We start from the raw sequence: 19,766 nt of genomic DNA, 5'->3' as shown, positions 1-19,766 counted from the left end.
GAGCCGTCCTTGGCGGGCGGCATCAGGCCACATGGATCGGTTCATGGGTTTGCTTTAACATCAGCTAAAAGATCAACTGAATCTGATTCTTCATGAACCGACTTCTCCTTGGATCTGCACTGCTGCTTGCTGCTGCCTCTTCGGCGCTTGCCGCGGAAGTTCCACCTGCTGTGCTCGCCCCTCCGCTCGTGACCGCCGGCCCGAAGCTCGTGGAACCGCACCTGCATATCGCCCGCTCGAACGTCACGGGCCATGCCCGCGTTGCGCTCACCTTCGATGCCTGCATGGGCGAGGCCGATGAGCGCATTCTCTCGACGCTGGTGAATGAGCGCATTCCCGCGACCATTTTCGTCACGGCGCGCTGGCTGAAGCGCAATCCGAAGGCGGTTGCCATCTTCCTGCAGAATCCCGATCTCTTCGAACTGGAAAATCACGGCGAGAAGCATATCCCGGCCGTCGACACGCCGGTGCTGGTCTATGGCATCGCAGCTGCCGGCTCGCCCGATGCCGTCAGGCAGGAAGTGGAAGGCGGTGCTGCCGCGATGGTCGCGTCGGGCATTCCGGCGCCTCACTGGTTCCGTGGCTCGACCGCCAAGTATGACCTCTCGGCCATCGGCCAGATCCGCGCCATGGGTTATCGTATCGCCGGCTATTCCGTGAATGGCGACGGCGGTTCACTGCTCGGTGCTGCGATCACCGAAAAGCGCATTTCCTCGGCCAAGGACGGCGATGTCGTCATTTCCCACATCAACCAACCGACCCACGCGGCCGGTGCGGGCGTTGCCAGGGCGCTTGTCGATCTCAAGGCCAAGGGTACGGAATTCGTCCGGCTGCAGGATGTTGCCGATACGGGTGACGACAAGACGACCGAATAGGGTAATTCCAGCAGCAGCGTGCAGCGGCTTTACATCGGAATCGCGTGAAACAAGAATGGGGCGGGGTTACCTCAACTGGTCTTCGGTCCCCGGTCGCTGTCGTTACTTCGGCAGTTGCGGCTGCGGTCTTTCCTCGATTACCAGCTCCTCGATGATGGTCATGACGATGAGCGAGAGCGGTAGTGCCAGCATCGCGCCGACTGCCCCCCACATCCATGTCCAGAAGATGATCGCCAGGAAGACGATGAATGGGTTGATCTCCAGCCGCCTGCCCATGACAGCGGGAAAGATCAGGTTCTCCATCACGAGGTGGACAGTAAAGAAGGCTGCAGCCGGCATAAGGCCGATAATGATGGCATCATGGGTAATAACGCCGGCGATGGCTACCGCAAGGGTCATCATCGTTATGCCGAGATAGGGAATGAAACTCGAAAGAAAGGCGAAGAAACCCCAAAGGATGGGCATGGATAGCCCGCCCGCATAGGCGATAACGGTCATCATGAAGCCGAGCGCCACATAGATCAGCGAAGCCGTGGCGAAATAGAAGCCGAGCGCCTGCTCCACCGCGTTGATGACGCGGATGGCCGCAAGCCGCTGCGCACGGGTGCGAAAGGTCATGATGATCGTCTTGCGCAGGCTAACGCGGCTTGCCAGAAAGAGCAGCAGCGCCGCAAAGAAGATCAGCCCCTGCACCAGCGCCGGCGTCAGGTTCGTCGTCACGACATGCAGCACGTTGCCGGTGTTTTCCAGTAGTGCATCGATGGACATCGGCCCGCTCTGAAAGGTCGCGGGCGTGATGTGCAGCCATTCGATTCGCTCCAGATACGGCATGATGCGCTGGGTGGTATGCCCGATGAAGTCAGGCGCCTCATTGGCAAGCATCGCCAGCGGTCCAGCAAGCGAATTGATCAGCAGGGCGATGACGAGCGCGACGCCGGTAGAGAGGATCACCGCATTCGCGAGCCGCGGGACGCCCATCTTCGAGAGCTTTTCCGCCGCCATGCCGAGGATCATGCCCACGACCACTGCGAGCGTGATGGGGATCAGGATCAGCGACATCAGATAGACCGCCGCTAGTCCAAGTATACCGAAAATGCCGATGATGGCCCATGCCATGCTGACATCGAGCCCGTCCTTCTCGACACGCCGCATCGGTGCCTGTGGAAGCTCTTCGGCAGCTTCCTGAAGCGTTCGTGCCCATGCGCTGGTATGGCGTTCGCCGAGGCGGAGATTGTTTGCCTGTTTTCGGATGCCGTTGGCGATGCCCATGTGCGATATGTCCCCGAAGCCCCATTGCCTCGCCAATCAACGCGTAGGGGGTGCCGCCGGTTCCCCGGGAGGATAAAGGCATCTAGGCCGCTCGCTGCCGCCCTATGAAATCCACGAAGGCACGCAGCGGCGGCGGCATCTGGCGCCGGCTGGGATAATAGAGGTGGAAGCCGGGAAAGGGGGGTGTCCAGTCGTCGAGCATGCTGACCAGCCGGCCGGCGACGAGATGGTCCGCCACGTGATAATCGAAGAGATAGCCGATGCCCACGCCATCGAGCACGGCCCGCAGCATCAGGTCGTTGTCGGTGGTGCTGAGCGGTCCTGAGACGGCCACTTCGAGCTTTTCGTCCCCACGCTCGAATTCCCAGTGATAGAGGCTGCCATCTGTCGGCCAGCGGGAGACGACGCAAGAGTGGTCGCGCAGGTCGCGCGGCGTTTCCGGCACGCCGTGGCGCGCGATGTAATCGGGCGAGGCAATGACGACGAGCCGCATCTCGCTGCCGAGCTTCACGCTTACCATGTCCTTTTCCACCATCTCACCCAGCCGGATGCCGGCATCGAAACGGCCGGCGACGATATCGGTCAGTTTGTCATCGACCACGACATCCATGACGATGTCAGGATAGGCGGCATGAAAGGGCGCAATCAGCGGCGCCAGCCTGTGGACGATTGCGACCCGCGGCGCGTTGATGCGCAACAGCCCGGCGGGCGTATCGCGCAATGCGGCGACATCGGCCACCGCCCGGTCGAGATCGGCAAGTGCCGGCAGAAGCCGCGCGAGCAACCGCTGGCCCGCCTCGCTCGGCGCTACGCTGCGCGTCGTGCGGTTGAGCAGCCGGATACCCATCCGTTCTTCGAGTGTGCGGATCGTCTGGCTGAGTGCGGAGGCCGACATGCCGAGCCGGGCGGCCGCACGGGCAAAATTGCCGTGCTCGGCGACTGCTGCAAAGGCCCTGAGTTCTGCATAGTCGCTGCCGCGCATTATGTTCTATTTTCTAAAGAAGCCATGCTGATAATGTAGCATTGTTGTCAGTATCGGCAAGGCGCATCTTCTGTCTGCAACACAGGAGATTTACCCTCATGACAGTTAAAACAGCCAACGCACTGTCCCTTGACCGCTACCGTCTCCTCGGCCGTTCAGGCCTGCGCGTCTCGCCGCTTGCGCTCGGCGCCATGACTTTCGGAACCGAGTGGGGCTGGGGCGCCGATGAGCAGGAGGCACGCCGCATGTTCGACGCCTATGTCGATCGCGGCGGCAATTTTATCGATACTGCCAATCAATATACCGGCGGCACTTCGGAAAGACTCGTCGGCCGCTTTGCCGAAGGCCGCCGCGACGAACTTGTCATCGCCACCAAATATACCATCACCTCGCGCCCGAAGGATCCGAACTCCGGCGGCAATCACCGCCGCAGCATGGTCCGTTCGTTGGAAGATAGTCTGAAGCGGCTGAACACCGATTACATCGACCTCTTCTACCTGCACGCCTGGGACTTCACGACCTCGGTCGAGGAGGTGATGCGCGGCATGGACGACCTCGTGCGCGCTGGCAAGATCGTCTATGCCGGCATTTCCGATACGCCGGCTTGGCAGGTGGCGCGCATGCAGACGCTGGCCGACCTGCGCGGCTGGGCGCCGCTTGTGGCGCTGCAGATCGAATACAGCCTGATCGAGCGCACGGTTGAGCGCGAACTGATCCCGATGGCCGCTGAACTCGGCCTCGGCGTCATTCCCTGGTCGCCGCTTGGCATGGGCGTCTTGACCGGCAAATACAGCCGCTCCGATCTCGATATCGGTGCCGGCAACGCAAGCGCGGTCGGTACTCGCAAGAATGTCGCTGCCGGCAACGGTTCGCTGACCGAACGCAATCTCGGCATTGCCGATGTCGTGAAAGAGATCGCTGCCGAAATCGGCAAGACGCCGGCACAGGTGGCGATTGCCTGGACACTGACCAATCCGGCCATCACGTCGCCGATCATGGGTGTGAAGACGATGGCCCAGCTCGAAGACAATCTCGGTGCGCTCGACGTTGTGCTGTCGGACGAGCATCGTGCCCGGCTGGCCGAGGCAAGCGCCGTCGCTCTCGGCTTCCCGCATGACTTCCTCGCCAAGCCGCTGACGCGCGGTGTCATGTTCGGCGAAGTGACCATCGAGCCCCGTCGTTAAATAATGAGTCTGCAAATGCAAATGGCGGCGGAAACGGCGCCATTGTCGTCTGGATGCGTAAAAAAGGACCGTTTCGGTGAAACCAAACGGCCCTTTTCGATGTCTCGGAATATTCCTTCAGGCCGAAAGCGTGAGCCCGATACCCCAGGGATCTCTCAGGAAGACGCCGCCGTCGCGCTTTTCGCTCTTGATCTCCAGTTCATCGAGCTTGGCAACGGCCTTGTCGAGCGTTTCTTTGTCGTTAAAACGGATCTTATAGTCGGAAAGGCCGGTCATGTGGTCGGCGCGCAGGCCGGCGCCGCGGCTGTTCCAGATATTGGCGGCGAGATGGTGATGATAGCCGCCGCTCGCAAAGAAGCTCGCGCTCGGATAACGTGCCATCACCTTCAGGCCAAGCACGTCACGATAGAAGGCATCTGCCTGCGGAATGTCTCCGACCTGCAGATGGATGTGGCCGATCGCGGTACCGTCAGCCATGCCGGTCCATGCATCCTCTGGCGCGCTGTTGTAGAGCGCCTGCAGGTCGAGCCGCTGCGTCGCCATTTCCACCATGCCGTCCGGATGGAATTTCCAGCTTTCATGCGGCCGGTCTGCATAGACTTCAATGCCGTTGCCCTCAGGATCGGAAAGATAGATCGCCTCGCTGACCAGATGGTCGGACGCCCCTTCGAGGGTGACATTATTGTGCGCGGCATGGCGCAGCCAGCGTGCAAGCTCGGTGCGGTTGGGCATGAGGAAGGCGGTGTGGAACAGGCCGGCGGCGTTGCGGGGCGCCTCGCGCGCGGTGCGGTCGGTCGTCAGCGTCAGCAGCGGCAGGCCGGCGACCCCAAGAACTTCGCCGCTTGCGTTCTCTTCGAGCACCGAAAGGCCGAGCATCTTCTGATAGAAACCGGAAACAGCTGACAGGTCCTTCACGACGAGATGCGACTGGTCGATATAGGCAGGGCGCGTCAGCGCATAGGATGTTTCAGATGACGTCATGAAATGTTCTCCTGCCCTTGAATCGAAAGGCGTACCGGCGGTGGCGGCAAATGTGCCGCCCGTAGCGAGCGCGAGGAATTTTCGCCGGTCCATTCGCCTGTAAGCTCCCCTCGGCTGCTGTACTTGATCCCTATATGGCCCATTCGCATTGTTCACAGAAGGCTAGTTTTTGACGATGAAGCGTTCTGTAAACATTGACGATGGCTCGTGCCCCACTTGATATCAGTCAATGCGCTTTATCTATCCGAGGAGGAAGTTGACCGCGAAGGGCAACACCTCAAGGAGGATCGCATGTACAAGAAAATCATCGTTCCGATTGAAATCGGCAGCATCGAAAAAGGCGAGAAGATTTTCCGCAAGGCGGCAGAGTTGCTCGACAACGGCGGCGAGATCATCCTCCTCAATGTCGTCGAGGATATTCCGACCTATGTCGCCATCGAATTGCCGGGAAACATCGTCGAGGATGCCATGAAGGAAAGCCGCGAGCGGCTGGGCGGCCTCGTTGCCAAGACCGGCATTCCGGCCGCCGTCGAAGTCCGCAACGGTTCGCCTGCTACGGCAATCATCGCTGCGGCCGAAGAGCGTCGCGCCGACCTCATCATCATCGCCTCGCACATTCCCGATATCTATAATTATTTCATCGGTGCGACCGCCGATCGCGTGGTGCGCCACGCCAAGTGCTCGGTGCTGGTGGATCGGTAGGGTGTGAAGCCATGGACACGAAACTTCAGGAAAAGATTCTGCGCGATCGCTGGCACGAACTGACAGCGCGCCTGCGAAAGATCGACACGGACCTTAGCCGCACCAAGACTGCCGATGACGACGACCGCGCCATCGAGAACGAGAATGACGAAGTGCTGGAAGGTCTCGGCCAGGCTGGCGAGGATGAGTTGCGCGCCATCGACGCCGCCCTCGAACGCATCGCCAAGGGCACTTACGGCACCTGCGCACGCTGCGGCGCCAAGATATCGGAAGCTCGCCTCGCGGTGCTGCCGCAGACGCCGCTCTGCGAGGATTGCGCGGCGGGCAAGTAGGTGCTTCATCAAAAACGAGCATGGCTCGTCACAAAGATTTAACCTGACGCCACCGGGCGTTCGGTTGCGCCTTGGCCAAATCAATGCGACGATCCTCTCACTCTGAGTAAGGGTGAGCGCATGGGCGAAATCAATGGCATTCGCTGGGCTTACGACAGATATGAACTGATCGCCGACGGCATCGTCCATGGCGTCGGGATGTTCTTTGCCCTGATCGGCGTGACCGTGCTGATCTTCTACGCTACCCTCTGGAGCCCCGCCGGCGCGCTGATTGCCGCCTGGGTTTACGGTGTCGGACTGGTGCTCACACTGGGCATTTCCTTTTCCTACAATATCTGGCCGGTTTCGCGCACCAAATGGTATCTGCGCCGGCTCGATCACTCGGCGATCTTCATCCTCATCGCCGCCACCTACACCCCCTTCCTGGAGCGCGGCGCCGACGATCCGCTGCTGTCTGGCATGTTGATCGTCATCTGGCTGATTGCCGCCTTCGGCATCTTCGTCAAATGTGTTTTCCCGGGCAAATATGACCGGCTGGCGATCCTGCTTTATCTCGCGATGGGCTGGAGCGGCGTATTGGTGGCCGAGCCCGTCGCCTCGCGCATTCCCTATGCTTCCATGCTGCTGATCGTCATCGGCGGCATCATCTATTCGTTGGGCGTCATCTTCCATGTCTGGGAGAGGCTGCGCTTCCAGAACGCCATCTGGCACGGCTTCGTGGTCGCCGCCGCCGCCGTGCATTATTCAGCCGTGCTGACCTGCTTCAGCCTGTCGGTTCCCAGCTTCTGATTTCTGGCGTTTACATCGGCCCGCACCCGGCGTATGCCCCGCCAACAAGCTTAATTCGAACAAGACCATTCCGAACCGGGCCTGCCACATGACCGATACCGTTCTCATCCGGAACGCTGCCGAAGCCGACATTCCAGCCATCAGGGATATCTACAATCACGCGGTCGAGCATACGACGGCGATCTGGAACGAGACGCTCGTCGATCTCGACAACCGGCTGGAATGGTTCAAGGCGCGCAGGGGCAGGGGCTTTCCGGTCATTGTCGCCGAAATGGATGGCAAGGTCGTCGGCTACGCCTCCTATGGCGATTGGCGCGCCTTCGATGGCTACCGCCACACGGTCGAGCATTCCGTCTATGTGGACAAGGATTGCCGCGGCGCCGGCATCGGCGAAAAGCTGATGCGCACATTGATCGAGCGTGCGAGCGCCGGCAATGTTCACGTCATGATCGCCGGCATCGAGGCCGAAAATACCGCTTCCATCAGACTGCACGAGAAACTCGGTTTCCGCATCGCCGGCACATTTTCCGAAGTCGGTATCAAATTCGGCCGCTGGCTGGATCTCACCTGCATGGAATTGCGCGTACCAAAAGCCTGACGGGGCCATCTCCAGATTGATTGCCGGCCGGGACTAACCATATTTTTATCGTAGTCTGCGCCTTCTAGAAATCTCTGGTGGCGCGACTCGCAGAGGAGAGGTTGATGTTTGGACGCTCAGTGCTCGGTCTTTCGGCTTTCCTGGCCATGGCAGCCTATTCGCTGCCGGTGATGGCGGCCAGTTGCGGCAGCACGGCTTCGCCGGAGCTCGACTGGCAGGAGTGCAACAAGAAGAACCTGATGCTTCAGGGCAGCGACCTCCAGGGCGCCAATCTGGCCGGCACCGATTTCTCGCTGACCGACCTCGGGGGCGCCAACCTCAAATCCGCCAATGCCGAAAAGGCAACCCTCGTACGCGCCTCGCTGGCCGGGGCAAGCGTTCAGGGCGCCAACTTCGGCAAGATCGAAGCCTACCGCTCCACCTTTGCGGGCGCCATCGCTGACGGCGCAAGTTTTGTCGGTGCAGAGTTGCAGCGGGCTGATTTTACCGGCGCGCAGCTGACCAGGGCCAATTTCGAGAAGGCCGAACTGGGCCGGGCCAATTTCGACAAGGCGGTGCTGACAGGCGTCAGCTTCGCGCTCGCCAATCTCTCCCGCGCCGATCTGACGGGCGCAAGTTTTGAAGGTCCGATCAGCTTCGACCGAGCCTTCATGTTTCTGACCCGCATCGAGGGGCTGGATCTGTCCGCCACCACCGGCTTGCAGCAGGCGCAGATCGACCTTGCCTGCGGCGATTCCTCCACTAAGCTGCCTTCGGGGCTTTCTGTCCCTTCGAACTGGCCTTGCCCGCAGGAGCAGGATTAGAGCCTTTCCTGGTTAGATTGCAGCATTCTGCTGGAGCAGGCTTTTGCCAGGGCAAAGGCTGACGCAGAAGAGTACCCCTCGCTACGTCCGAGCCGATCGCGTTCGATCCTGCCGGAAAGATGCCCGATCCTTCGGGGTGGCTGATCGTGCTCATGCGCCTGAATTCTTCTCGCTGATGTAGAGATAGCGTTCCACCGTCTCGCCGGCCGCATTCTTCTTGCTGAAGACCTCCCGTCGCTGATGCACCCGCCCGGCGACCTTCTGCGAGGGAAGATTTTCCAGGCTGACGATACTGACGAGGCGCGACAGTCCCATGACTGAGAAGGCATGGTCGCGGCAGGCAAGCGGCCTCGGTGGCGTAGCCCTTGCCCCAGTAATCCGGCCAGAGATGGTAGCCGAGCTCCGGCTCCATTCCACGCGATGTATCCTGCAGCGTGATCCCGCAGTCGCCGAGCAGACCGCCGCTCTCGCGATCGATCACGGCCCAGAGGCCGAAGCCATTTTTCTCATAGCTTCCGAAGGCGAGCCTGTTGAAGAAATCGCGCGTTGCTGCGGCATCCTTCACGGAAGGGTAATACCGCATGCACAGCGGATCTCCGAAGATGCGCTCGAGCGTCGGCATGTCCGCGACGGTGATTTCGCGCAACACCAGCCGGTCGCTGCGCAGGATCTCCCGGACGATGGACATTGTTTCATCCCTCTGTCATGGAGCGGGCCTAAGCCGCGTCCACTCTTTCTCCCTTTATACGAGGGTTCTCGCCATGGCATCTGCAAAGATAGGCGTCATCATCGTTGGTGCCGGCATTGTCGGCGCTTCGCTGGCTTTCCATTTCGCCCGGCGTGGAGTCACTGTCCATGTGGTGGATGAAAATGTGCAAGCCGGCAGCGGCGTGACGGCGCGTGCCTTCGGCTGGGTGAACATCATCAACGTCATACCGGGAGCCGCAAATTACGGTCTCGTGCAGCAGGCGCTCGCCGACTATACCCGCCTGCAGGCCGATCTGCAGGATGCATTTCTCTCCGCGCGTCCGGGCTCCCTGTTCTGGCTCAAGAGTATTGCGGAAACCGAAGCCTTCGCGGCAGCCCATCGCGCCGAAGGGACGGATGTCGAGCTGGTCGATGCCGTAAGGATCGCGAGATGGGAGCCCAATCTGCTTGAGCCCCCTGCCTGCGCGATCGTCTCGCCACGCGATCTCGCGCTCGATCCTGCGAGGCTGGCGCGGGACCTGATCGATGCCGCCGGCGTAACTGTCACCTTCGGCCGGACGGTCGAAAGCCTCATCCTTTCGCGTGACCGGGTGCGTGGCGTGCGCTTGGCCGACGACACGATCGATGCCGATCTCGTGATCCTCGCCGGCGGAACAGCAGTCGACCGTCTGACGGAAAGCCTGGGCTTCCGAACCGGCGTCGAAGCCTCGCCCGCGATCATCCTGCGCTATAGGTGCGCAGAGCCTGTCGCGAACCGCATCCTCCGCGGCCCTGGCCTGGAAATTCGCCAGTCGGCGGACAACATGTTGCACGTCGCCAAGGGCTATATCGACGATCGCGAGGAGAACGCACCGGAAAGAGTTGGTGAGCGGATCTTGAAGATCATGCATGAGCGCCTGCGCCTGCCCGAAGGCGTCTCATTGGTCGAGGCTGCTGCCGGTTACCGGCCATTCTTCCCCGATGAAATGCCTCGGCTCGGTTTCCTGCCCGGCATCGAGGGCGCCTATGTCGCCGTCGGTCATCCCGGCGTCATTCTCGCACCGCTGCTTGGACGGCTCGCCGCCGAGCACATACTGGAAGACCGGCGCTCGCCACTCATCCCATCGGCTGGCCTGATATGAAAAAAGCGGATCGGCTGGGATCCGCTTTCCTTTTACTTACAAGCCTTTACTTGCCGGGCTCGAAAACCATTGCGTGCCCGTTGATGCAGTAGCGCAGGCCGGTCGGCGGCGGTCCGTCGGGGAAGACGTGACCGAGATGGGCCTCGCAGGTACCGCAGCGGATCTCTGTGCGCACCATGCCGTAGGTCGTGTCGCGGTGTTCGGTCACCGCATCGGGAGAAACCGCCTCGAAATAGCTCGGCCAGCCACATCCGGCATCGAACTTCGTGTCGGAGCGGAAGAGCGGCGCGTTGCAGCCGACGCAGCGGTAAAGACCGGTCTCGAAGGAATCCCAGTAGGGACCGGTAAAAGCGCGTTCGGTGCCGTGCTGGCGCGTGATGCGATACTGCTCGGGAGTCAGCAGTTCCTTCCATTCGGCATCGGTTTTGTGAACTTTCGGGGTAGCGGTCGTTTCGGCCATGGAGTGCTCCTTTCGCCGATGGGGCAATCTCTTTTCGTGCGCAAATGTGGTGCGTTGAGCACGATTGATCAAGTCTGTGATCGGGCTTCACGATCAAACCCGCCGCTTCAACGCCCCAATTGCCATCTACCCAATTCGGGGGAAGACGGCGAATCACCCGTGCTTTATCTTTAGTGTGCCATTAAGCTTAATGCTGCGTGTTTCGGGGACAAACGGTGTTTCATACTCTGATGATTGTTCTGTACGGCGCAGTAGCCGCGATTGCCCTGGGCATCACCCTGCTGGAAGGCTGGGTCAACCATGACCGCTGGACGGTGCATCGCGTTGGCGGGCTGATCGCCTGCATTCTCTGGCCTTTGCCGCTTGCTTTCTTCATCCTGCACGGTTCCATTTCCCGTCTCGCCACACGCCTTTCCTGAACGTCAAGCCTGTGAAAACCGCCGCCTGCATCCATTGCGGGTTGCCGAAATTGCTTGAGGCTTACAGCCGATTCACCTAAGCCTTGGAAAAGGCTGATTGCCGGCTTTCATCCGTGCTCACGGGGAGGAGACATGGCCGATGTCACGGCTCTGACATTTCTGGCCTTGTGCCTGCCGTTGATCGGCGCTCTTGCGGCTCCCCTCGTCATTCGCGCCTTCGGTGCAGGCGGCGCCTGGCTGCTCGCCGTCGTCCCTTTGCTCGCCTTCCTGCATTTCCTGCGTCTCCTGCCGCAGATCGCTCATGGCGAAATCATAACCGGCGGTTATGACTGGGTGGCGGGCCTGGGCCTGCGTTTTTCCTGGTTCCTCGACGGGCTGTCGCTCACCTTCGCCCTGCTCATTACCGGCATCGGCACGCTGATCGTGCTCTATGCCGGCGGATATCTGAAAGGCCATGCGGATCAGGGCCGGTTCTTCTCCTTCATCTTTCTCTTCATGGGTGCGATGCTCGGCGTCGTGGTGTCGGACAGCTTTCTGATGCTCTTCATCTTCTGGGAGCTCACATCGATCACCTCCTTCCTGCTGATCGGCTTCGACCATGAACGCGAGGCGGCGCGTCGCGCCGCTTTGCAGGCCCTCGTCGTCACAGGCGGAGGAGGGCTGCTGCTGCTTGCCGGCTTGCTCCTGCTTTGGGGGCAGACAGGCGTTGCGCAGCTATCCGAGCTGCTGCAATTCGGCGATGTTATCAGGGGCAGCCCGCTCTATTTCGCCACCCTGTTGCTGGTGCTCGGCGGCGCCTTCACCAAATCGGCTCAGTTTCCATTCCACTTCTGGCTGCCGAACGCGATGGAGGCGCCCACACCCGTTTCGGCCTATCTGCATTCCGCCACCATGGTAAAGGCCGGCGTCTATCTGCTGATGCGGCTGAACCCGGTCATGGGCGCGACGCCCGCATGGGAGGTCCTGCTGCCCATTTTCGGGGGCCTGACGCTCGTTACCGGTTCGGTGCTTGCGATCCGCCAGACGGATCTGAAGCTGAAGCTTGCCTATACGACCGTCTCTTCTCTCGGCCTGCTGGTGCTGCTGACCGGCTTCGGTTCGGATTATGCCATCGAAGCGGCGGTGCTCTATCTGGTGGCGCATTCGCTCTTCAAGGGTGCGCTTTTCATGGTCGCCGGAATCATCGACCATGAGACCGGCACGCGCAATATCACGCGGCTACGGGGCTTGCGAAAAGCCATGCCGCTAACCTTTGCGATCGCCATGGCTGCCGCCTTTTCCATGGCCGGCCTGCCGTCCTTCTTCGGTTTCCTCGCCAAAGAGGAAATCTACACGGCTCTCGTCGGCGGCGATCTCTATTCCATCCTCGCCACGACCATCGCCGTTTTCGGCAATGCCTTGATGTTCGCGATCGCCTTTGGCGTGGCGTTGAGGCCGTTTCTCGGCCGGCCGGTGGAAACGCCGAAACCTCCGCACGAAGCGCCGGTCCTGCTCTGGCTCGGACCTGCCGTTCTTGCTCTGGCAGGCCTGCTTGCCGCCGTCTTTTCCGGGGTCATTCATGGCGCTATTTCCTCGCCCATGGCCTCCGCCGTTGCCGGCACTCGCAAGGCTGTCTCCATTTCGCTTGTCCCGCATATCGGCGTGCCGCTTGCCTTGTCGCTGCTGACGATACTGCTCGGCATCGCTGTCTACTGGCAGCTCGACCGTGCCCGCACTCTTGTCGCGTACTTGCTGCACTCCGTTCGTGGCCCGGATCGTGGTTTCGATCATGTCATCGCCGGGGTTGTCCGTTTCGCGTACCACGTCATCGGAATCGTCCAGCCAAAACGGCTGGATGTCTACGTCGCCTGCACCTTCCTCTGTGTCGCCGCGATCCTGTTCGTCCCGCTGATCGGCCATGACGAACTGCCGCTGGGCTTTGTCTGGCCTGCAGATCTGCGCCTGCACGAAGCGGGGATCATGCTGATCGCCATGTTCGGCCTTGCCGCCGTGCTGATCGCCCGCGACCGGCTCACCGCGATCGTCTCGCTCGGGATTCAGGGTTTTGCTGTCGCGCTGATCTTTCTGCTCTTCGGCGCCCCGGACCTGGCCTTCACCCAGTTCATGGTCGAAACGCTCGCAGTCGTTATCCTCGCTCTCGTCATGACCCGTCTGCGCCTGTCGCCGACCGATCCGCGCCATGGCGCCCGCCGCCTTTTCGACATCGCCCTTTCGCTGGCCTGCGGCCTCGGCTTTGCGCTGCTTTTGATGCGCGCCACCGACGCACCGTTCAACACGGCGCTCACCGATTTCTTCAACGCTCATTCGAAGCTGATCGCCCACGGCGCCAATGTCGTCAACGTCATCATCGTCGATTTCCGCGGCACGGACACGCTCGGCGAAATCGCCGTCGTCGCGGTAACAGGCCTCGCCATCCTCGCGCTTATCCGCATCCGCGGCAATACGGAGCGCCGGCTGGCAACGAACGATCCGGATGCGGAGGAGGCATGAGCACAGTAGTTGACGTACCGCGGTTCCGCCCCCTCATCCGCCTGCCGGCACCTTCTCCCCGCGGGGAGAAGGGGAGTTTCCGCACCGTCGGCGCACTCTCAAGGGCATCGTGGGGCACGTCCCCTCTACCCACCGGGGAGAGGGTTAGGGTGAGGGGGCCACGAGCACCGCTTTCCTCATTTGTTGACTTGATGAGAGGGAATAGGTTTCGGCAAGTCAGATCGACCAGCGTCCGCCTTCCTGTGTCTGCCCGCCCGGCCACACCGATAAGCAGGGGCGCCCCATGAACACAGTCATCTTCCGCACGGTCACGCCCTTTATCACCGCACTGATGCTGCTCTTTTCCGTCTTCATCCTGCTGCGCGGCCACAACGAGCCGGGTGGCGGCTTCATCGGCGGCTTGATCGCCGCTTCGGCTTTGGCGATCTACGGCATTGCCTTTGGCGTGGGAGCGGTGCGCCGGGCAATCCGCTTCCACCCCCTGACCATTGCCGGTTTCGGTCTGCTGCTTTCCTGCATTGCCGGCTTGGCCTCGATCCTCTTTGCCGTGCCCTTCATGACCGGCCTCTGGATCTATCCTGTCGTCTTTGGCGTGGAGGTGCCGCTATCCAGCGTCATGCTCTTTGATCTCGGCGTCTATTTCGTCGTGCTCGGCGCCGTCGCCTCGATTGCGCTGGCGCTGGAAGAAAGAGAGATGGATTGATGGAAGCGCTCTTTGCCATTCTCGTCGGCCTGTTCTTTTCGGCGGCCGTCTATCTGATCCTGTCGCGCTTCTCGATCCGCATCATGCTCGGCATCGCCATTCTCGGTAACGCCGTGAACCTGTTGATTTTCACGGCAGGACGGGTGACGCGGGAAGTGCCGCCGATCATAGCCACCAGGGCCGACATGCTGCCATCAGGTGCCGCCAATCCGTTGCCGCAGGCGCTGATCCTGACGGCGATCGTCATCTCATTTTCTTTCCTTGCCTTCCTGCTGGTGCTGACCTATCGCGCCTATCAGGAGCTCGGCACCGACGATACGACCCGCATGCACGATGCCGAACCCGACGACCGGCCGCTGCCGCCGTTGGGATATTGATGGTGAGTAAGATGCGTATGCTCACCCATCCACTGACCTTCACGGGAGGCACCCACTAAATGGCCGCGCCCGTCTCCAATCTTGCCACCGCTATGGTCACCACCCCGATCCCGCCGGCCCACTGGCTGGCGATCCTGCCGGTCGCGCTTTGCATCAGCCTCGGCGCGCTGCTCCTGATGCTGCGCAGCCTTCCCCGCCTGCAGGCATGGATCGCCATCGCCGGCCTTGCCGTCCTGCTGTTTCTCGACGCCGCGCTCCTGCGGCAGGTCGTCGAACACGGCCCGCTCACCATGGTCATGGGCCGCTGGCTGCCGCCCTTCGGCATTGCTTTCACGGTCGATGTCTTCAGCGCGCTGATGGCGCTCGCCGCAGCGGTCGCTGCCCTCTCGGCCGGCATCTATGCGCTCTCTGATACCACTGAAAGCGGCCGGCGTTACGGTTTCTTTCCGATGTTGATGCTGTTGATAGCAGGCGTCACCGGCGCATTCCTGACTGGCGATATCTTCAACCTCTATGTCTGGTTCGAGGTGCTGCTCATCTCCTCGTTCGGCCTGCTGATCCTCGGCTCCGAGCGGGCGCAGATCGATGGCGCATTGAAATATGCAGTGCTGAACCTCATCGCCACGACGTTGTTCCTGATATCGATCGGCATCCTCTATGCGAGCTTCGGCACGCTCAACATGGCCGATATCGCCGAGCGGGCAGCAGGTTTGAGCGGCACGGCGCCGCTGATGACGCTCGCCTGTCTCTTCCTGCTTGCTTTCGCCATGAAGGCCGCGGCCTTTCCGGTGAATTTCTGGCTGCCGGCCTCCTATCACACGCCGCGCATCGCTGTTTCCGCGCTCTTTGCCGGCCTGCTGACCAAGGTCGGCATCTATGCGCTGCTGCGTGTTCTTGTCATGCTGCTACCGGCCGAGCGCGATGAACTCAGCCTGCTGATCGCGATCGTCGGGGTCCTGACCGTTATCGTCGGCGCATTGGGCGCGCTTGCAGAAACCGACCTGCGCCGTCTGCTCGGCTACGTGGTGATCTCGGGCATCGGCAACATGATGGTCGGTGCGGCACTCGGCACCGCCGACGGTCTCTCCGGTGCTGTCTTCTATGCACTGCATTCGGTGGTGCTGATGACGGCGCTCTATCTTCTGGCCGGCGAAGCGGGCAGGCGGGGCGGCTCCTTCTCGATTGCTGCGCTCGCCGGCCTCTATCGCCAGAACGGCTGGTTCGCGGCGATTTCGCTGATGCTGCTTCTGGCCGCCTGCGGCCTGCCGCCCTTTTCCGGCTTTTGGCCGAAGGTGCTGCTGGTCAAGGCCTCACTCGATGTCGGCGCCTGGTGGCTGGCAGGCGCGATCCTGCTTGGCGGCTTCCTGCTGACGATCGCCTGTGGCCGCGTCTTCCTGCTTGCATACTGGCGTCCCGCGCTCATCGCGCTCCCGGAGGTGCGGACCGGCTGGACGGCCGGTCTGCCGCTTGCTGCATTGACGATCCTGGTCGTCGGCTTCGGCGTCCTGCCGGAGCAATTGCTGCAACTCGCGCGCTCCGCCGCCGATGGGCTTGCCGATCCCTCCGCCTATATCTTCTCCGTCTTTCCGGAAGGGACTATACGATGAGCGTCCTGTTCCTCAGTCTGCCGCTCGCCATTGCCTGGGTCGCCGTGACCGGCAGCGCCTCGCCGCATAATTTCGTTTTCGGCCTGGCCCTGTCGCTGCTGTCGCTCGCCGTCGTGCGCGAGGCTTTTGCCCACCGTTCCCCGCCGCGCCGTATCCGCCCGCTGCATATCCTCCTCCTTGCCGGCCTTTTCCTGAAGGAGCTGGCGCTTTCGGCCTGGCGGGTGGCGCTGACGGTGCTTTCGCCGCGTATGCAGCTTACTCCCGGCATTCTCGCATTCCCGTTGACGATGAGGGATGATTTCCAGATCACTCTGCTTGCCAACCTCATCACGCTCACGCCCGGCACACTCTCGGTCGATGTTTCCGCAGATCGGCGCACGCTCTATGTGCACGCGCTGCACTGTGCCAATCCGCTGGCTATCAGACGCGATATTGCTGACGGATTCGAGCGCCGTATCATGGAGGCCTTCGGATGATAACGCCCGCCGCAATCGTTTCCACTGCCGCAATCGCAGCGCTTGGCATCCTCTGCGTAGCGCTCTTGATAACGGTCTGGCGGGTCATTGCCGGCCCCAGCCTGCCGGATCGCATCCTGGCGCTCGACATGCTGACGGGTATCGCCATCGGCTTCATCGCTGTCGTCGCGGTGCGTACCGGCTTCTCGCTTTACATCGATATTGCCATTGCGCTCGGTCTCGTCGGCTTCCTGGCAACCGTCGCCTTCGCTCGCTTCGTGCTCTCGCGCGGACAGGTGGGAGATACCGGGCCTGGGGCGCAAAGGAGGAGCGAATGATGATGGACTATGCACTCGCCATAGTCACCGCCGTGCTGCTGTTGGCAGGCGCCTTCTTCGCGCTGGTGGCAGCGATCGGTATCCTGCGCTTGCCGGATCTCTACACGCGCATGCACGCCGCTTCCAAGGCCGGCACGGTCGGTTCCGGCTTGTTGCTGCTTGCCGCCGGGCTTTACTCGGGCGAACTTGCCGTGCTTGCAAGAGCGCTGGCGGGTTTCCTCTTTTTCATCCTGACGGCACCTGTTTCTGCACACCTTCTTGCGAAAGCTGCGCATAAAACCGGGCACTTTCCGGCCGATATCTCAGTACGTGACGATATGCGAATGCGCTGAGGACGGGGCTACTCAGAATTTTAAGCAATTTTACCCAAACTTATGCACCGGAAGCACGAGTAAAGCTTGCTGAACTGCTGACCAATTCTTTGTGAGGGATTTTTTTTTCTAGGAAAATCACAATTAATAATTGGCCTTTTGCGAAAACGATGCTATTTGAAAAATCAAGTAGAGTTCTGATTGTGAATTAGAATCGTACTGCTTCTAAGTCCCTTTGCCTTGATTGCCAATGTCTAACTGGGTAACGGCCTGGAAGAATACGTAGTAACCCACCTTCAGGCAGTATTGGTGCAGAATACGGTCTTCGGAATCTAGGGGTGGATTTCCGGTTTTTCGAAACAAAAGGCTGCCACCTGCTCTTTTGCTGTTTTGCTCTACGACGAGGGTTCTTTGTCTCTTGAGAGAAGGACCGTTTGAGCATGCTAACAGGAGAAAGAATATGACGGATATGGCGACCGGCAATGCGCCGGAGCTGCTTGTGGAACTGACGGCCGATATCGTCGCGGCCTATGTCAGCAACCACGTTGTCCCGGTCAGTGATCTGGCCAATCTGATTTCCGACGTACACTCGGCATTGAGCAACACATCCGTACCGCAGCCGGTGGCAGCGGTCGTCGAAAAGCAGAAGCCCGCAGTCTCTGTCCGCAAGTCCGTACAGGACGAGCAGATTACGTGCCTGGAATGCGGCGGTAACTTCAAGTCCTTGAAGCGCCACCTGATGACGCATCACAATCTCGCGCCGGAAGAATATCGCGAGAAGTGGGACCTGCCTGCCGACTACCCGATGGTGGCCCCGGCCTACGCCGAAGCGCGATCGCGCCTCGCAAAGGAAATGGGCCTGGGGCAGCGTCGCAAGCGCGGTCGCGGCTGAGCTTCAAGCGCCGCTGGATAACAAAAAGCCGGGCCTGGGACCCGGCTTTTTTTATTCGTCCTCAAAGTGGCGTTGCCTCTTCGAATGACTTCCAACCTCTGTCAGCTATGTTCAAAAAGCGCGGCAAAAAATGTCGGCCCGGCGATTGCTCATCCGTCTCTAAAGCAATTCCAGCAAAAGTGCGTAGCAGTTTGCGTCCGGAATTGCGTGAAAGCAAAAAGATCGAGCATCTTCGTGTTCGAATAAAACGAAGATCTCAAGACAGGCAGGCGCTCATGCCGCCGCTGATAAGAGGAGAAGAGACATGCGTGTAATGGTTATCGTCAAGGCGACTGCAGACAGTGAAGCGGGCGTCATGCCCTCGACCGAGCTTCTGGAGGCCATGGGCAAGTATAACGAGGATCTCGTCAATGCCGGCATCATGCTGGCGGGCGAGGGCCTGCATCCGTCTTCCAAGGGAAAGCGCGTCGCCTTTGATGGCCCTAGGCGGCTCGTCATCGACGGCCCCTTCGCCGAAACCAAGGAACTCATCGCCGGCTACTGGCTGTGGCAGGTCAAGGATATGGATGAGGCGCTGGAATGGGTCAGGCGCTGCCCCAATCCGATGCCTGGCCCAAGCGAGATCGAGATCCGCCAGGTCTTCGAAGCTGCCGATTTCGGTGAGGCTTTCACGCCGGAGCTTGCCGAACAGGAAGAACGCCTGCGCGAAAAGATGGCCGACGGCAAATAATTCAGGAATATCATCCTTCGGCGCCCGGCGGATGTCCTCCGGGCGCTCGGCCGAATGTCATTGCAGCTCTGGAATATGCCGCTCACGCCTTTCAGGCTGCAGCGTGGACACGTGCTTCCTCGCGGATGCGGTTCACCATCGAACGCAGCCCGTTGGAGCGCTGCGAGGAGAGGTTTTCGGTGAGCCCGATCCTGGAAAAGATCTCCAAGGCATCCAGCGAAGCGATTTCCAACGCCGTCTTGCCGGAATAGGTGGCAAGCACGATGGCGACCAGGCCACGCACGATATGCGCATCGGAATCGCCTTCGAATGTCATGACCGGATCGTCAGGATCGCCTGACGTATGCGTTACCAGCCACACCTGGCTGGCGCAGCCCATCACCTTGTTCTGGGAAGTCTTCTTCTCGTCTGCCAAATCAGGCAGCGCCTTGCCGAGTTCGATGACGTATCGGTAGCGGTCTTCCCAATCGTCCAGGAAGGAGAAGTCGTCGATGATCTGGTCGAGGGTCGCCATGCTGTCAGGCCTTTCACTGTTACCGGATGATATAGGTGAAATGACCGCAGATTTGAACCCGTCAAAAAGAAACGCCGTGAGGGATGGGCATCCTCACGGCGCAGCAAAGTGCTGAAATAAACAGGG

General features: G+C 60.6%; 23 protein-coding genes and 1 pseudogene. 18 read left to right on the top strand and 6 right to left on the bottom strand.

Features of this window, described 5'->3' with window-relative positions; genetic code table 11:
* Positions 1-92: 92 nt before the first annotated feature.
* On the top strand, positions 93-875 hold the full coding sequence (locus FHT92_RS03655; protein WP_183822579.1) for a polysaccharide deacetylase family protein: 783 nt from the start codon (positions 93-95) through the stop codon (positions 873-875).
* Between the two features lie 102 nt (positions 876-977).
* On the opposite strand, the gene FHT92_RS03650 is transcribed toward FHT92_RS03655, so the two are convergent.
* Both FHT92_RS03650 and FHT92_RS03645 read right to left on the bottom strand, forming a co-directional pair.
* Positions 978-2,144, bottom strand: coding sequence for an AI-2E family transporter (locus FHT92_RS03650; RefSeq protein WP_183744801.1), 1,167 nt, complete (start codon positions 2,142-2,144; stop codon positions 978-980).
* 82 nt (positions 2,145-2,226) lie between these two features.
* Positions 2,227-3,126 carry a LysR family transcriptional regulator gene (locus tag FHT92_RS03645; RefSeq protein WP_183744798.1) on the bottom strand — a complete coding sequence of 300 codons (900 nt, stop codon included), beginning with the start codon at positions 3,124-3,126 and terminating at the stop codon, positions 2,227-2,229.
* 98 nt (positions 3,127-3,224) lie between these two features.
* Here FHT92_RS03645 and FHT92_RS03640 point away from each other — a divergent pair, with 98 nt between their 5' ends.
* The gene (locus FHT92_RS03640; protein ID WP_183822577.1) at positions 3,225-4,310 is read left to right on the top strand and encodes an aldo/keto reductase; all 1,086 of its coding nucleotides are present in this window, start codon (positions 3,225-3,227) and stop codon (positions 4,308-4,310) included.
* 117 nt (positions 4,311-4,427) lie between these two features.
* Here the strand turns inward: FHT92_RS03640 and FHT92_RS03635 are convergent, their stop codons facing one another.
* Positions 4,428-5,384, bottom strand: a complete 957-nt coding sequence (locus FHT92_RS03635) for a VOC family protein (RefSeq protein ID WP_183822575.1) — start codon at positions 5,382-5,384, stop codon at positions 4,428-4,430.
* Between the two features lie 198 nt (positions 5,385-5,582).
* Between FHT92_RS03635 and FHT92_RS03630 the strand changes: the two genes are divergently transcribed.
* The 5 genes from FHT92_RS03630 to FHT92_RS03610 all read left to right on the top strand — a co-directional run bounded on the left by FHT92_RS03630 (position 5,583) and on the right by FHT92_RS03610 (position 8,515).
* A complete protein-coding gene (locus FHT92_RS03630; protein ID WP_183744789.1) occupies positions 5,583-5,993 on the top strand; it encodes a universal stress protein in 411 nt (136 codons plus the stop codon).
* 11 nt (positions 5,994-6,004) lie between these two features.
* Positions 6,005-6,325 carry a TraR/DksA family transcriptional regulator gene (locus FHT92_RS03625; protein ID WP_183822573.1) on the top strand — a complete coding sequence of 107 codons (321 nt, stop codon included), beginning with the start codon at positions 6,005-6,007 and terminating at the stop codon, positions 6,323-6,325.
* A gap of 120 nt (positions 6,326-6,445) precedes the next feature.
* Positions 6,446-7,114, top strand: coding sequence for a PAQR family membrane homeostasis protein TrhA (trhA, locus tag FHT92_RS03620; RefSeq protein ID WP_183822571.1), 669 nt, complete (start codon positions 6,446-6,448; stop codon positions 7,112-7,114).
* An 88-nt stretch (positions 7,115-7,202) separates the two neighbouring features.
* Entirely contained in the window at positions 7,203-7,712 is a 510-nt protein-coding gene (locus FHT92_RS03615) for a GNAT family N-acetyltransferase (RefSeq protein WP_183822569.1), read from the top strand.
* A 104-nt stretch (positions 7,713-7,816) separates the two neighbouring features.
* Positions 7,817-8,515, top strand: coding sequence for a pentapeptide repeat-containing protein (locus FHT92_RS03610; protein WP_183744779.1), 699 nt, complete (start codon positions 7,817-7,819; stop codon positions 8,513-8,515).
* 150 nt (positions 8,516-8,665) lie between these two features.
* On the opposite strand, the pseudogene FHT92_RS03605 reads toward FHT92_RS03610, so the two are convergent.
* Positions 8,666-9,203 (bottom strand): annotated as a pseudogene (locus FHT92_RS03605) (GNAT family N-acetyltransferase).
* Positions 9,204-9,276: 73 nt separating this feature from the next.
* On the opposite strand from FHT92_RS03605, the gene FHT92_RS03600 reads away from it, so the two are divergent.
* Complete coding sequence (locus FHT92_RS03600) at positions 9,277-10,344, top strand: NAD(P)/FAD-dependent oxidoreductase (RefSeq protein ID WP_183822567.1); 1,068 nt, start codon at positions 9,277-9,279, stop codon at positions 10,342-10,344.
* Between the two features lie 46 nt (positions 10,345-10,390).
* Here FHT92_RS03600 and msrB read toward each other — a convergent pair whose 3' ends face one another.
* On the bottom strand, positions 10,391-10,804 hold the full coding sequence (gene msrB, locus FHT92_RS03595) for a peptide-methionine (R)-S-oxide reductase MsrB (protein WP_183822565.1): 414 nt from the start codon (positions 10,802-10,804) through the stop codon (positions 10,391-10,393).
* Positions 10,805-11,019: 215 nt separating this feature from the next.
* Here msrB and FHT92_RS03590 point away from each other — a divergent pair, with 215 nt between their 5' ends.
* The 10 genes from FHT92_RS03590 (at position 11,020) to FHT92_RS03545 (ending at position 19,126) form a co-directional block, all read left to right on the top strand.
* Positions 11,020-11,223 carry a hypothetical protein gene (locus FHT92_RS03590; RefSeq protein WP_183744768.1) on the top strand — a complete coding sequence of 68 codons (204 nt, stop codon included), beginning with the start codon at positions 11,020-11,022 and terminating at the stop codon, positions 11,221-11,223.
* Positions 11,224-11,355: 132 nt separating this feature from the next.
* The gene (locus FHT92_RS03585; protein ID WP_183822563.1) at positions 11,356-13,713 is read left to right on the top strand and encodes a putative monovalent cation/H+ antiporter subunit A; all 2,358 of its coding nucleotides are present in this window, start codon (positions 11,356-11,358) and stop codon (positions 13,711-13,713) included.
* 283 nt (positions 13,714-13,996) lie between these two features.
* Positions 13,997-14,416, top strand: coding sequence for a Na(+)/H(+) antiporter subunit B (locus FHT92_RS03580; protein ID WP_183822561.1), 420 nt, complete (start codon positions 13,997-13,999; stop codon positions 14,414-14,416).
* Positions 14,416-14,793, top strand: a complete 378-nt coding sequence (locus FHT92_RS03575; protein WP_183822559.1) for a Na+/H+ antiporter subunit C — start codon at positions 14,416-14,418, stop codon at positions 14,791-14,793. Before FHT92_RS03580 ends, FHT92_RS03575 begins: the two co-directional genes overlap by 1 nt.
* Before the next feature lie 59 nt (positions 14,794-14,852).
* Positions 14,853-16,400 carry a Na+/H+ antiporter subunit D gene (locus tag FHT92_RS03570; RefSeq protein ID WP_183822557.1) on the top strand — a complete coding sequence of 516 codons (1,548 nt, stop codon included), beginning with the start codon at positions 14,853-14,855 and terminating at the stop codon, positions 16,398-16,400.
* Positions 16,397-16,876, top strand: a complete 480-nt coding sequence (locus FHT92_RS03565; RefSeq protein WP_183822554.1) for a Na+/H+ antiporter subunit E — start codon at positions 16,397-16,399, stop codon at positions 16,874-16,876. Before FHT92_RS03570 ends, FHT92_RS03565 begins: the two co-directional genes overlap by 4 nt.
* Positions 16,873-17,193: a cation:proton antiporter gene (locus FHT92_RS03560; protein ID WP_183744750.1), complete on the top strand. Its 321-nt coding sequence runs from the start codon at positions 16,873-16,875 to the stop codon at positions 17,191-17,193. The genes FHT92_RS03565 and FHT92_RS03560 overlap by 4 nt, the downstream gene beginning before the upstream one ends.
* Positions 17,193-17,525: a monovalent cation/H(+) antiporter subunit G gene (mnhG, locus tag FHT92_RS03555; RefSeq protein WP_183745365.1), complete on the top strand. Its 333-nt coding sequence runs from the start codon at positions 17,193-17,195 to the stop codon at positions 17,523-17,525. The genes FHT92_RS03560 and mnhG overlap by 1 nt, the downstream gene beginning before the upstream one ends.
* A 439-nt stretch (positions 17,526-17,964) precedes the next feature.
* Complete coding sequence (locus tag FHT92_RS03550; protein WP_007821525.1) at positions 17,965-18,396, top strand: MucR family transcriptional regulator; 432 nt, start codon at positions 17,965-17,967, stop codon at positions 18,394-18,396.
* Positions 18,397-18,700: 304 nt separating this feature from the next.
* On the top strand, positions 18,701-19,126 hold the full coding sequence (locus FHT92_RS03545; RefSeq protein ID WP_183744747.1) for a YciI family protein: 426 nt from the start codon (positions 18,701-18,703) through the stop codon (positions 19,124-19,126).
* Between the two features lie 91 nt (positions 19,127-19,217).
* Here the strand turns inward: FHT92_RS03545 and FHT92_RS03540 are convergent, their stop codons facing one another.
* Complete coding sequence (locus tag FHT92_RS03540; RefSeq protein ID WP_183822552.1) at positions 19,218-19,640, bottom strand: SufE family protein; 423 nt, start codon at positions 19,638-19,640, stop codon at positions 19,218-19,220.
* Positions 19,641-19,766: the final 126 nt, after the last annotated feature.

Source organism: Rhizobium sp. BK377 (assembly GCF_014193935.1).
Classification (GTDB): domain Bacteria; phylum Pseudomonadota; class Alphaproteobacteria; order Rhizobiales; family Rhizobiaceae; genus Rhizobium.
Note: the sequence above shows the minus strand (reverse complement) of the source record. Positions and strands in the feature narration are given on the sequence as shown.

Coding starts and splice junctions, on each gene's coding strand:
- FHT92_RS03615 (WP_183822569.1), top strand. CDS start 7,203: ATGACCGATACCGTTCTCATCCGGAACGCTGCCGAAGCCGACATTCCA.
- FHT92_RS03600 (WP_183822567.1), top strand. CDS start 9,277: ATGGCATCTGCAAAGATAGGCGTCATCATCGTTGGTGCCGGCATTGTC.
- FHT92_RS03565 (WP_183822554.1), top strand. CDS start 16,397: ATGAGCGTCCTGTTCCTCAGTCTGCCGCTCGCCATTGCCTGGGTCGCC.
- FHT92_RS03640 (WP_183822577.1), top strand. CDS start 3,225: ATGACAGTTAAAACAGCCAACGCACTGTCCCTTGACCGCTACCGTCTC.
- FHT92_RS03625 (WP_183822573.1), top strand. CDS start 6,005: ATGGACACGAAACTTCAGGAAAAGATTCTGCGCGATCGCTGGCACGAA.
- FHT92_RS03570 (WP_183822557.1), top strand. CDS start 14,853: ATGGCCGCGCCCGTCTCCAATCTTGCCACCGCTATGGTCACCACCCCG.
- FHT92_RS03580 (WP_183822561.1), top strand. CDS start 13,997: ATGAACACAGTCATCTTCCGCACGGTCACGCCCTTTATCACCGCACTG.
- trhA (WP_183822571.1), top strand. CDS start 6,446: ATGGGCGAAATCAATGGCATTCGCTGGGCTTACGACAGATATGAACTG.
- FHT92_RS03585 (WP_183822563.1), top strand. CDS start 11,356: ATGGCCGATGTCACGGCTCTGACATTTCTGGCCTTGTGCCTGCCGTTG.
- msrB (WP_183822565.1), bottom strand. CDS start 10,804: ATGGCCGAAACGACCGCTACCCCGAAAGTTCACAAAACCGATGCCGAA.
- FHT92_RS03610 (WP_183744779.1), top strand. CDS start 7,817: ATGTTTGGACGCTCAGTGCTCGGTCTTTCGGCTTTCCTGGCCATGGCA.
- mnhG (WP_183745365.1), top strand. CDS start 17,193: ATGATGGACTATGCACTCGCCATAGTCACCGCCGTGCTGCTGTTGGCA.
- FHT92_RS03630 (WP_183744789.1), top strand. CDS start 5,583: ATGTACAAGAAAATCATCGTTCCGATTGAAATCGGCAGCATCGAAAAA.
- FHT92_RS03575 (WP_183822559.1), top strand. CDS start 14,416: ATGGAAGCGCTCTTTGCCATTCTCGTCGGCCTGTTCTTTTCGGCGGCC.
- FHT92_RS03655 (WP_183822579.1), top strand. CDS start 93: ATGAACCGACTTCTCCTTGGATCTGCACTGCTGCTTGCTGCTGCCTCT.
- FHT92_RS03635 (WP_183822575.1), bottom strand. CDS start 5,384: ATGGACCGGCGAAAATTCCTCGCGCTCGCTACGGGCGGCACATTTGCC.
- FHT92_RS03645 (WP_183744798.1), bottom strand. CDS start 3,126: ATGCGCGGCAGCGACTATGCAGAACTCAGGGCCTTTGCAGCAGTCGCC.
- FHT92_RS03540 (WP_183822552.1), bottom strand. CDS start 19,640: ATGGCGACCCTCGACCAGATCATCGACGACTTCTCCTTCCTGGACGAT.
- FHT92_RS03550 (WP_007821525.1), top strand. CDS start 17,965: ATGACGGATATGGCGACCGGCAATGCGCCGGAGCTGCTTGTGGAACTG.
- FHT92_RS03545 (WP_183744747.1), top strand. CDS start 18,701: ATGCGTGTAATGGTTATCGTCAAGGCGACTGCAGACAGTGAAGCGGGC.
- FHT92_RS03560 (WP_183744750.1), top strand. CDS start 16,873: ATGATAACGCCCGCCGCAATCGTTTCCACTGCCGCAATCGCAGCGCTT.
- FHT92_RS03650 (WP_183744801.1), bottom strand. CDS start 2,144: ATGGGCATCGCCAACGGCATCCGAAAACAGGCAAACAATCTCCGCCTC.